General features: G+C 73.1%; 7 protein-coding genes and 1 pseudogene. 2 read left to right on the top strand and 6 right to left on the bottom strand.

Going from position 1 to position 10,343, the window contains the following annotated elements; genetic code table 11:
• Nucleotides 1-104, top strand: a pseudogene (locus GT045_RS11660) (B/F/G family RNA polymerase sigma-70 factor); the annotation flags it as partial.
• A gap of 247 nt (nucleotides 105-351) precedes the next feature.
• On the opposite strand, the gene GT045_RS11665 reads toward GT045_RS11660, so the two are convergent.
• The 4 genes from GT045_RS11665 to GT045_RS11680 form a co-directional block, all read right to left on the bottom strand.
• A complete protein-coding gene (locus tag GT045_RS11665; RefSeq protein ID WP_161294838.1) occupies nucleotides 352-2,574 on the bottom strand; it encodes an FUSC family protein in 2,223 nt (740 codons plus the stop codon).
• 235 nt (nucleotides 2,575-2,809) lie between these two features.
• Complete coding sequence (locus GT045_RS11670; protein WP_161334109.1) at nucleotides 2,810-4,186, bottom strand: NAD(P)/FAD-dependent oxidoreductase; 1,377 nt, start codon at nucleotides 4,184-4,186, stop codon at nucleotides 2,810-2,812.
• A gap of 202 nt (nucleotides 4,187-4,388) precedes the next feature.
• Complete coding sequence (locus GT045_RS11675; protein ID WP_161294830.1) at nucleotides 4,389-4,823, bottom strand: ATP-binding protein; 435 nt, start codon at nucleotides 4,821-4,823, stop codon at nucleotides 4,389-4,391.
• 150 nt (nucleotides 4,824-4,973) lie between these two features.
• Complete coding sequence (locus GT045_RS11680; protein ID WP_161334106.1) at nucleotides 4,974-6,872, bottom strand: AMP-dependent synthetase/ligase; 1,899 nt, start codon at nucleotides 6,870-6,872, stop codon at nucleotides 4,974-4,976.
• 149 nt (nucleotides 6,873-7,021) lie between these two features.
• On the opposite strand from GT045_RS11680, the gene GT045_RS11685 reads away from it, so the two are divergent.
• Nucleotides 7,022-7,255 carry a DUF6480 family protein gene (locus tag GT045_RS11685; protein ID WP_161334107.1) on the top strand — a complete coding sequence of 78 codons (234 nt, stop codon included), beginning with the start codon at nucleotides 7,022-7,024 and terminating at the stop codon, nucleotides 7,253-7,255.
• Between the two features lie 19 nt (nucleotides 7,256-7,274).
• Here the strand turns inward: GT045_RS11685 and GT045_RS11690 are convergent, their stop codons facing one another.
• Together GT045_RS11690 and glgB are read right to left on the bottom strand one after the other, a co-directional pair.
• A complete protein-coding gene (locus GT045_RS11690; protein ID WP_161294836.1) occupies nucleotides 7,275-8,363 on the bottom strand; it encodes a glutamate--cysteine ligase in 1,089 nt (362 codons plus the stop codon).
• 156 nt (nucleotides 8,364-8,519) lie between these two features.
• The coding region (glgB, locus tag GT045_RS11695; RefSeq protein WP_161334108.1) for a 1,4-alpha-glucan branching enzyme at nucleotides 8,520-10,343 on the bottom strand (1,824 nt) is incomplete at its 5' end.

Genomic DNA, 10,343 nt, shown 5'->3' on the forward strand with positions numbered 1-10,343 from the left:
TCGGCATCTCCCAGATGCACGTCTCCCGGCTGATCAGCCGCAGCTGCGCGCGCGTCCGCGACGAGGTGCTCGGCGGCCGCCGCCCCGGCCCCGACCAGCGGTGAACGGCCGGCCGGTGGTGAAAGGCCGGCCGGTGGTGAACGGTCGGCCGGTGGTGCAGGGCCGGTCGGCGACAGGCGGCCGGCCCGGGGCGAGTGACGGGTCCGGGGTGGGTGGCAGCAGACCCGGTGCGAGCGGTCGGTGCGAGGTGGGCGGCGACAGACCCGGTGCGAGCGGTCGGCGCGAGGTGGGCGGCGACAGGCCCGGTGCGAGCGGTGGGCGCGAGGTGGGCGGCCGACCGGTCCCGGGCGCTCACTTCCGCGGCTGTGCGGGGCCGCCGCCGACGCCCAGCGGGCGGGCCAGACCCGAGACCGCCTCGTCCAGCCGTTGCAGATGACGCAGCACCCGGTCCGTCACCCGCCCGTAGCGCGGGGTGCGCAGGGTTCCCGGCTCCAGCATCGACGCGATGCTGGAGCCGGTCTCGATCTCCACGGCGGACCGCGGGTCCGCCACGTGCGCGGCGATCGCCTCGATGTTGTGCACGATCCGTCCGCACGCCCCGCGCAGCCGCGGGTCCGCCGCGATCGACGGGTGCGTCGGCAGCAGTTCGGCCGTGGCCGCGAGGGAACGCCCGTGGTAGGCGCAGGTCTCCAGCAGAGCCACCACATACCGGGCCGTGTCCCGGCGTGAGCGCAGCGGCGTGATCGGATGGGTCAGCGGCTGGGTGGCCGCCCGCAGGTCGGCCAGCGCCTGGTCCAGCTCGCGCGCCTGGTCCACCAGGTCGCCACCGGTGCCGCCGCTGAGCTGGTCCACGGCGCCCCGGGTGACGTCGGCGAGCCGGTCCAGGGCCGTCACCAGCAGTTCGTTGGTACGGCGGTCGGTGTGGATCGGCAGCACCACCGCCGCGGCGATCACCCCGCACGCGGCGCCGAGCGCCGTCTCCTCGATCCGCAGCACCAGCACCGCCGTGCTGTACGTGTTCAGCAGGGTGTACAGCAGACCCAGCATCGCCGTCACGAAGAACGACATCAGGGTGTACGACAGGGGCGCGGTGTAGAACATCGCGAAGATGAACAGCAGCACCAGCGCGAACGCCGTCCAGGTGTGGTGCCCGACCAGTCCGGCGAGCCCGATACCGGCCACCACCCCGAGGACCGTGCCCAGCAGCCGCCGGTAGCCCTTCACCAGGATCTCGCCGGTGGAGGCGGTGTTGAGGAACACGATCCAGCAGGTCAGCACCGCCCAGTACCAGCGCTGGCTGGACAGCAGTTCGCCGCCGACGATGGCCAGCGAGGAGCCGACGGCCACCTGGAGCGCGGCCCGCGTGGTGGGCCGCTTCAGACCGGCCGGCTCCGCCTCCTCCGGCTCGCTCTCCTCGCTGATCTCGATCGCCGCGTCCTCCGCGTCCAGCTCCTCGCGCGAGCGGGCGGTGGCCGGGGAGTCGTCGGAGTCGTCCTGCGGGCCGTCCAGGGCGAGCCGCAGACCGAGCGCGGCCCGCGCGGCCTCGCCGAGCCCCCGGAAGACGTCCTGCACGGCCGGAGCGGCCGCGGGCAGGTTCTCCTCCTCGCGGTAGCCGAGCAGCCGGTTGCGCACCTGGGCCAGCGCGGTCCCCGACGCCTCGCCGGCCGGCCGCAGCATCAGCACCCGCAGCGCCGTCAGGTCCCGGCGGAGCGCGGCCGTCGCCTCGTCACGCACCGGCAGCGCGCCGCCCGACGGCAGCGAGGCGCCCGGCAGGTGCAGGGTGAGGGTGTCGGTCCGCTCGGCGCTGCGCGCCGTGAGCAGCAGCAGCCCGAGCCGTTCGGCGGCGATCTCGGCGTCCGCGATACGGCGCTGGAGCAGCCGGGCCACGGCCGGGTCGGAGGTGCCGTCCTCCAGCCGGCCCTGGATCATCAGCGCCGTCTCGTGCAGCCGTGCCGTACCGGTGCGCAGGTCCTCCAGCACCTTCTCGACCCCGTCGGGGCCCGTGTCCAGCAGTTCGGCCTGGGTCGCGAGCAGCTGGGCCAGCCGGGCGCGGAAGGCCCGCCGCAGCCGGTCCAGGGTGCCCGCCGGGGTCTGCGGCAGCAGCACGAACCTGGCGACGGCGCTGCACGCGAAGGCCACGCAGAGCACGCCGTACAGCGCGGGCAGCCCGGACGCCGTCGCGCGCACGAACAGGGAGAGGAAGTAGATCTGGAAGCCGATCAGCCCCAGTGCCGTGCCGCGGTCGCCGAACCGGCGGCCGTAGACGGCGCAGAAGATGAGGACCACGAAGAACAGGTCCCCGGCCACGACCCGCTGGTTGAGCAGGGCGCCCAGCGAGACCGAGGCCAGTGCCACCGGCAGGCCGAGCGCCAGCGTGAGGGCCTGCTGGCCCCGCTGCTTCTCCCGGATGGCGAAGGTGGCGACCATCGCCGCCATCGACCCGGCGACCAGCTGCGGCACCGGGACACGCGAGGCGGCGAGCACGGCGAGGGTCAGGGCGATGGCGGCGACCGTGCGCAGACCCGCGGTGAGCCGGAGCAGTCCCGGGTCCGACGCCGCGAGCCGGTCCCACATCCGTACCCGTCCCGACCGTCCCGCTGTCTTCACGCCGCCGTGCTCTCTCCCGTGCCGGAAATGGATCTACGACCCAGCATCGCACGGCGGGTGCGGCCCGCCCGCCCCCGGTCCGCTCGGCGGCCACCAGGGCGAAGGCGTGCCCGTGCCCGGGCCGTGTGAGGGGTGCCGACCACAGGAGAGGACCGCCGGTCGGACGGGCTGCGACCGGCGGTCCTCTCGGTGGTCCGTCACATCAGGGCCGGCCGAGTGACCGGTCGCCGACCTGTTCCCGCACCTGCTCCGGCGTCAGGTACGAGTCGGTGAACTCGAAGTCCTTCAGCCGCGCGGGCTTGCGGGCCTGGAAGCCGGTGCGGACGAAGTCGTCACCCGCGACCGCGTTCAGCAGCCAGTTGGTCATCACCCGGGCCTTGGCGACGTTCGTGCGCAGCGCCGACCAGTGGTAGCCGCGGGCCACCGCCTGCGCGGGCAGCCCGCGCAGTTCGACGCCGAGCGGCTTGGACACGGCGTCCTTGCCGCCCAGGTCCACCACGAGTCCCAGGTCCTTGTGCTCGTACGGCCGCAGCGGCTGGCCCCGCAGCGCCGCGATGACGTTGTCGGCGACCTTCCTGCCCTGCCGCATGGCGTGCTGCGCGGTGGGCGGGCACACCGCGCCCTCCTGACCCTTCGCCAGGTCGGGCACCGCCGCCGAGTCACCGAGCGCGAACACCCCGTCGTGCCCCGGCAGGCACATCTCGGCGGTGACCGCCAGCCGCCCCTTGACCGTCTCCGCGCCGAGCGTGGCGATCAGGGGGCTGGCGACGACACCGGCCGTCCAGATCAGGGTGTGCGTCGGCACCACCCGGCCGTCGGTGAAGGTGACCTCCTCCGCGGCGGCCTTGTCGATCGACACGCCCAGCGAGACGTCGATGCCGCGCCGCCGGAGGATCTCCTGCGCGCTGCGGCCGAGCTTGTCGCCCAGCTCCGGCATGAGCTTGGGCGCGATGTCGATCAGATGCCACTTGATCAGGCCCGGGTCGAGCCGCGGATAGCGCCGCACGGCCGCGTGCGTCAGCCGCTGGAGGCAGGCAGCGGTCTCGGTGCCCGCGTAGCCGCCGCCGACCACCACGAACTGCAGCCGCGCGGCCCGCTCGGCCGGGTCGTCGCTGGCGTCCGCGAGGTCGAGCTGGGAGATGACGTGGTCGCGGATGTAGGCGGCCTCGGCCAGCGTCTTCATCCCGAAGGCGTGGTCGGTCAGGCCGGGGATGTCGAAGGTGCGGGTCACACTGCCCGGCGCCAGCACGATGTAGTCGTAGGGCTCGTTGACGATCTTGTCGGTGATGGTGCGGACGACGCACACCTTGGACTTCAGGTCCACGCCGATCGCGCCGCCCGGGAGGATCCGGGTGCGGTACTTCTTGCTCCGGCGCAGGGACAGGGCGATCGACTGCGGCGTGAGCACGCCGGAGGCGACCTGGGGCAGCAGCGGAAGGTACAGCTGGTAGGCGAACGGCGTCACCAGCGTGACGTCGGCCTCCTCGGGGGCGAGCTTGCGCTCCAGGCGGCGGACGCAGTCCACTCCTGCGAAGCCTGCTCCAACCACCAGGATCCTGGGTCGTGTCACGGTGTTCATCCCTTTCTGCGGCTCCAGGCGGTCCGACTCGACGCCGTTCGCCTGCCCCGGATCGCCGCGCACCAACTCCGGCTCCGATCCCACCGCGGCTCCAGCCGTTCCGCCAGCCGGACGCGGCACGCAGACGAACGCATGAGGGCCTCCATGCCCCCGTCGGTGGGTGGAGTAACCGGATGGCGTATACCTACACGTCGGAGTTCCGTCACCAGGGCAGGAACGCGTGGATGTCCTTGCCGTCGTCGCGCACCACGACGCTGACCTGGGTGCACAGCGTGTGCACCAGGTGCCAGCCGATACCGCCGCCGCCCGCGCTCGGGTGGAACGGCCGCGGCTGCGGCGCCGTCCGGTTCGTGTCCCGCATGGTCACGTGCACCCCGTCGAAGGTGCGGCGCATCCGCAGGTCGAACGGGCCCGGCGCGTACTGGATCGCGTTCGCGGCCAGCTCCGTGACGACCAGCAGGATGTCGTCCCAGTACTCGTGCGCCCCCGGCGGCGCGTGCCGGGCGAGGGAGCAGAGGAACTGCTCCGCCGCCAGCCGCGCACCCGTGACGTTGCGCAGCTCACCGGGGAAGGAGAACGTCCGCTCGTAGCTCTCCTCCGAAGGCTGTGTGTCGTCCCAACGCGGCTCCGTCACCATCTCGCATTCCCCGGTCCCGGCTCGCAGGGGCCGACTCGGCCCCTCCGACCGGAACGGTCGTCGTTGCTGATCTCTCGCTCCGCTGCGGGTTCCCACAGCCGCGCGGACTATCCGTCCCCCGTCGGCCCGACGGCCCCTCGGGGCACCCGCTCAACGGAAGACGTCGTCCGCCTCGTCCCACTCGGCCGGCTCCCGCACGACCGGCCGCGACCGCGAACGCGCCTGGTACATCGCCTCGATCTCGGCCGCGTAGTGCCGCACGACGGCGGCCCGGCGCAGTTTCAGGGACGGCGTGAGCAGCCCGTTGTCCGCCGCGAACGGTTCTTGCAGGACACGGTAGACCCTGATGGACTCCGCGCGGGACACCGCGCTGTTGGCACTGGCGACGGCCCGCGCGATCTCCTCACGCAGCGCGTTCTCCTCGCGGGCCTCCCGGCCCGGGTGATCGCCGGGCAGGGCCAGGGCGGCCCGCCAGTGCGCGAGGAAGTCCGGGTCCAGGGTGATCAGGGCGCCGACGCAGGGCCGGTCGTCGCCGATCACCACCGCCTGGTGCACCAGCGGATGCATACGCAGCCGCTGCTCCAGCGGGGCCGGCGCCACGCTCGTGCCGCCGCTGGTGACGATGACCTCCTTCTTGCGCCCGGTGATCGTCAGATAGCCCTCGGCGTCCAGCCGGCCGATGTCCCCGGTGGCCAGCCAGCCGCCGCGCAGCACCGCCCGGGTCGCCGTCTCGTCGCCGACGTAGCCCTGGAACACCGACGGCCCGCGCACGAGGATCTCCCCGTCGTCGGCCACCTGGACCCGGGTGCCCGGCAGCGGCATGCCCACGGTCCCGGACTTCTCCCGGCCGAACGGCTGCATGGTGATCCCGCCGGCGGCCTCGGTGAGCCCGTAGCCGTCGTGCACGAAGACGCCCATGCCCTCGTAGAACATGGCCAGTTCGCGGCCGAGCGCCGAACCGCCCGAGGTGCCCCGCACCACCCGGCCGCCCAGCGCGGCCCGGAGCCCGCGGTACACCGTCCGCTCGTACAGGGCGTGCTGGAGCCTCAGTTCGAGCCCCGGCCCGGGCCCGGTGCCCAGCCGCCGGCGCTCCTCGGCCGCGGCGAAGTCCCGCGCGGTCCGCGCGGCCCGCTCGAACAGGGCACCGCGGCCCGCCTGCTGCGCGGTGCGCAGGAAGGTCTTGTACAGCCGCTCGAACACCGACGGGACGCCGTACAGGTACGTCGGCCGGAAGGTGCTCAGGGCCGACGCCACCGCCGCTTCCGTCACCTCCGGCTCGTGCGCCATCAGCACTCCGCCGCGCACACACGTCAGCATGATCATCATGCCGTAGACGTGGGAGAACGGCAGGAAGGCCAGCACGGACGGCTGCTCGCCCGGGGGCGCCGCGGTGTGCGCCCAGCCCGCCAGCAGGGTGTCGCACGGGTAGGCCAGGCCCCGGTGGCTGAGGGCACAGCCCAGCGGACGGCCCGAGGTGCCGGAGGTGTAGACGACGGCGGCGGTGGAGTCCGGCAGCACGATCCGGCGCAACGACTCCACCGTGGTGTACGGGACCACCGTGCCCCGCTCGATCAGACCGGGCAGGGCGCCCGCGTCCAGCTGCCAGACGTGCCGCAGCCGCGGCAGCCGGGCGCACACCGTGCCGACGGTCATCACGCCCTGCTCGTCCTCCGCGGCGACGGCCACACAGCCCGCGTCCCGCAGGATCCACTCCACCTGGTCCCGGGAGGACGCCGGATGGACCGGCACGAGCTCGGCGCCCACGGCCCACAGCGCGTGGGCCAGCACGGTCCACTCGTAGCGGGTCCGCGACATCACGGCCACCCGGTGGCCGGGCGAGATCCCGGCGGCGATCAGGCCCTTGGCCAGACCGACCACCTCGTCCCGCAGCCGGGCCGCCGTCACCTCCTCCCAGCCGGCCGCGCCGGAGCGGGCCCGGTGCGCCAGCACCGGCAGCGTCGGATCGCGGTCCGCCCTCGCGAACACGCTGTCGGCGAGGCCGCCGGTCAGCGGGGGGACGGATGCCGGAGCGAGGGCGACGTCGCGCATGCGCTGCTCCTGGTGTACGGAGGGTCACTCCGCCGACCGGCTCGGTGTCGGCGGTGCTCGAATGTAGCCCAGGCAAGCGCGTTCGGTGACGGGATCGGGGAACTCGTGATCGGCTGATGATCCGGGCGTGTCCTGGGGACTCGGCAGACATGAGTCATGTGAACCCCGATCCGGAACCCGAGCGTACGACCGGACTGGAGCCAGGTGGGGGAGTTCCGCCCGGTGAGACTCCGCCCGCCGAGAGCAGCCTGCCCGAGGCCGGGCCCCGCCAGCCGGACGCCCGGCGCAGAGGCTGGGCCAAGGCCCCGCTGACGGTGATCCTGCTCCTGGTGGCGCTGATCGCGGCATTCTTCCTGGTCTACGCCCTGATCCTGATCCTCTGAGTCCCGCCGGGCGGGACGCTCACCCCTGCGTACGCCGTACGCACTCGGTGACGACGTCGCGCAGGCTGCCGGTGCGCTCCAGCAGCCCGCGCTGCTCCCGTGCGCCGTTGCCCCGGTGCAGCAGCTCCTCGACGCCCCGCGCCGCGCGGTCCGCGTCGCCGGTACCGGCGAGCGCGTCACCGGCATGCTCCAGCAGGGACTCCAGCACCTGCGCGGCGGGCCGGGGCCGCAGGGTGACCGGGTCCAGCAGCTCCTCCTCCAGGCCGAACCGGGCGGCCTGCCAGTCGGCCAGCCGGAGCAGGCTCACGCCGGGGTCGGCCGCCGGCCGGCCCGCCCGCCAGTCGCGCGCGGCCGTCTCCACCAGGGCACGGCAGAGCGTCGCGATCAGTACCGCGGTGTCCGCGCACAGGCACACGTCGGCCACCCGGAACTCCACGGTCGGGTAGTTGGCCGACAGCCGCGCGTCGAAGTAGACCATCCCCTCGTCGAGGATGACCCCCGTGGCCACCATGTCGGCCACCTGCCGGTGGTAGCGCTCGGCGGACCCGAACAGCTCGGTGGCCCCGGCCGACGGCCACCGGTTCCACACCCGGCTGCGGTAGCTGGCGTACCCGGTGTCCCGGCCCTGCCAGAACGGGGAGTTCGCGCTGACCGCCCGCAGCACCGACAGCCACGGACGGACCCGGTCGAGGACCGCGACGCCCTCCTCCTCGGACTCCACCGACACATGCACATGGCAGCCGCACACCAGCTGCTCCCAGGTGGGCACCCCGTACCGCTCGGCCAGCCAGCGGTACCGCTCGTTCACGCTGAGGGACGGACTGACCGGCAGGGGAGAGGTGGCCAGCGCGGCGACGGTGCAACCGATCTGCCCGGCGTGCCGGGCCGCCTCCTTGCGGCAGCGCACGATCTCGTCACCGAGGTCCGCCATGTCCGACTGCGGATGCGTGGCGAACTCCAGCATCTGGCCGAACAGCTCCTTCTCGAAGACGTCCTGGCCCGGATCGTCCTGGGCAGCCCGGGCGAGGACGGCCGACGCGAGCGCCTTCGGATCGCCGCTGTCCGGATCGACCAGGAGGAGCTCCTCCTCCACTCCGACGGTGCGCACCTGGTGCCGCCCTTCTGTCCGTGCCGCTGGGGCTGCCGGGAAAGCCCCGTCGTCCGCTCGCGGGCGCCGAGGGAGCCTCACCACAGGCCCGAGGGGCAGCCGACGGTCTGTACGACCTCGACTGCCCCTCGGACCGCCTCCGACACCTGCGGGCTTTCAGCCCTCCGGGGTCAGCCAGACGGTGGCGAGCGGCGGCAGCGTCAGCCTGAGGAACCCGTCCTCGGGCTTGACCGGTCCCGCGGTGCCGACCCCGCTGCCGCCGTAGCGGACGTCGTCGGTGTTCAGCGCCTCGCGCCAGGCGGGGACGTCGTCCGGGACCCACAGGCGGTAGTCCGGCCGGACGACGGGGGAGAAGTTCGACACCGCCAGCAGCGGACTGCCGTCGACGGCGAACCGCAGGAACGCCAGGACGTTGTCGTCGGCCGCGTCGCACAGCACCCACCGGAAGCCGCCGGGGTCGGTGTCCCGCTGCCACAGCGCCGGCGTCGCCCGGTACACGGCGTTCAGGTCCCGGACCAGTCCCTGGACGCCCCGGTGGTCACCGGCGGAGTGGTAGTCGTCGCCGAGCAGCCACCACTCCGGCCCGTGCGCCTCGGACCACTCCGCCCCCTGGGCGAACTCCTGCCCCATGAACAACAGCTGCTTGCCGGGGTGGGCCCACATGAAACCCAGGTAGGCACGGTGGTTGGCGCGCCGCTGCCACCAGTCGCCGGGCATCTTGGACACCAGCGCCTGCTTGCCGTGCACCACCTCGTCGTGGGAGATGGGCAGGACGTAGTTCTCGCTGTAGGCGTACACCATCGAGAACGTCATCTCGTCGTGGTGGTACTTGCGGTGCACCGGCTCCTTCTGGATGTACTCCAGCGAGTCGTGCATCCAGCCCATGTTCCACTTCAGGCCGAACCCGAGGCCGCCGCTGTCCGTCGGCCGGGTCACGCCGTCCCAGGCGGTGGACTCCTCGGCGATGGTCACCACGCCCGGGCAGCGCCGGTACACGGTGGCGTTCATCTCCTGCAGGAAGGCGACCGCGTCGAGGTTCTCCCGGCCGCCGAACACGTTCGGCTCCCACTGGCCGGAGTCCCGCGAGTAGTCCAGGTAGAGCATGGAGGCCACGGCGTCCACGCGCAGCCCGTCGATGTGGAACTCCTCGCACCAGTACACCGCGTTGGCGACGAGGAAGTTGCGCACTTCGGTGCGGCCGTAGTCGAACTCGTACGTCCCCCAGTCCGGGTGCTCCGCCCGCGACGCGTTCCCGGGCTCGTACAGCGGGTCCCCGTCGAACCGGGCCAGCGCCCAGTCGTCCTTCGGGAAGTGCGCCGGCACCCAGTCCATGATCACGCCGAGGCCCGCCCGGTGGCAGGCGTCCACGAAGTACCGCAGGTCGTCGGGGGAGCCGAGCCGGGGCGTGGGCGCGTAGTACGACGTGACCTGGTACCCCCACGAGCCGCTGAAGGGGTGCCCGGCGACCGGCATCAGCTCGATGTGCGTGAAGCCCATCTCCTTGGCGTAGGCCGGGAGTTCGTCCGCCAGCCGGCGGTACGACAGGCCGGGCCGCCAGGACGGCAGGTGCACCTCGTACACGGAGAACGGCGCCTGGTGCACGGGGGTGTCACCGCGGTGCGCCATCCACTCGCCGTCGCCCCACTCGTAGCGTGAGGACGTCACCACCGACGCGGTGTCCGGCGGTACCTCCGCGCACCGGGCCATCGGGTCGGCCTTCAAAAACCGGTGGCCGTGCCGGGACGTGATCTCGAACTTGTACCGGGTGCCCTCGCCGATCCCGGGCAGGAACAGTTCCCACACCCCGGACGCGCCGAGCGAGCGCATCGGGTACTGGGTGCCGTCCCAGTACGTGAAGTCCCCGGCCACCCGCACCCCGCGGGCGTTCGGCGCCCACACGGTGAAGCGGGTGCCGGCCACACCCTCGTGGACCATCGGCTCGGCACCGAGCGCCCGCCACAGCTGCTCGTGCCGGCCCTC

Source organism: Streptomyces sp. SID486 (genome assembly GCF_009865385.1).
Classification (GTDB): domain Bacteria; phylum Actinomycetota; class Actinomycetes; order Streptomycetales; family Streptomycetaceae; genus Streptomyces.

What these genes read in the sequence shown, in the direction of transcription:
- GT045_RS11675 (WP_161294830.1), bottom strand. Translation starts at nt 4,823, where the DNA reads ATGGTGACGGAGCCGCGTTGGGACGACACACAGCCTTCGGAGGAGAGC.
- GT045_RS11665 (WP_161294838.1), bottom strand. Translation starts at nt 2,574, where the DNA reads ATGTGGGACCGGCTCGCGGCGTCGGACCCGGGACTGCTCCGGCTCACC.
- GT045_RS11670 (WP_161334109.1), bottom strand. Translation starts at nt 4,186, where the DNA reads ATGAACACCGTGACACGACCCAGGATCCTGGTGGTTGGAGCAGGCTTC.
- GT045_RS11680 (WP_161334106.1), bottom strand. Translation starts at nt 6,872, where the DNA reads ATGCGCGACGTCGCCCTCGCTCCGGCATCCGTCCCCCCGCTGACCGGC.
- GT045_RS11685 (WP_161334107.1), top strand. Translation starts at nt 7,022, where the DNA reads ATGAGTCATGTGAACCCCGATCCGGAACCCGAGCGTACGACCGGACTG.